A 681-nucleotide genomic window follows, 5' to 3' on the forward strand; every position below is an offset into this window, starting at 1 on the left:
ATATGGGAGCCACCATCTTTAGCAAATCGATCCAACCGCTGGTAGACAGCTTGACGAGCGTCATGCAGGCTAGGATAATGAGCAATCATGTCTTCCACTTCTTGGCCAGAGTAACCACCATGGACCAAAATTTGGATGTTACGTTTTTCGGCAATTTTTAATAAATCAGCAGTGCTAGTTTCAATGAAGCGATATAGTTCTGGGTAGGCTGCTTCTGGAGCAACTACTTCGGAATGCCATTGCTGAAAGACCATTGGGTGATGAATGACAATGTGCTTGATTCCTTGTGACTGGACATACTGAACAGCATCATCAAGCCGTTTCAAACCATCAGTGGTGAAGTCATTAGCATCAGTATAAAATTCATAAACAGTTGGTTGGTATTGAAGCCGGTCATCGATTTGTTGGCGATCAGCGCTTCCCTTTAGTCCTAACATTGGCATCTTCATGAGCTTGATTTCCTCCCAGATTAGGTTATTATCTTCATTCTACCAGATTTCTGCGTGACCAAACGGACGGAGAAGAGTATTATCTAATGCGGAGAAAGTAGGGATGTTTCATATGAAACAATTAACGCAATGGCGACCATTGATTATTGAACCAAACCTTACCTTAATGTGGGGAGTTGGATGGTTAAATCTTATTACGATCATCCAACAATTACGCGGACCAATTGTGGTT

Annotated in this window: 1 protein-coding gene; it reads right to left on the reverse strand. The window is 42.1% G+C overall.

Features of this window, described 5'->3' with window-relative positions:
• A partial coding sequence (locus ACFIK0_RS09485) for a hypothetical protein (protein WP_375663924.1) occupies positions 1-449 on the reverse strand: 449 nt, incomplete at its 3' end.
• Positions 450-681: the final 232 nt, after the last annotated feature.

The sequence above is a fragment of the Bartonella sp. CL63NXGY genome, from assembly GCF_042194905.1.
Taxonomy (GTDB): Bacteria; Pseudomonadota; Alphaproteobacteria; order Rhizobiales; family Rhizobiaceae; genus Bartonella.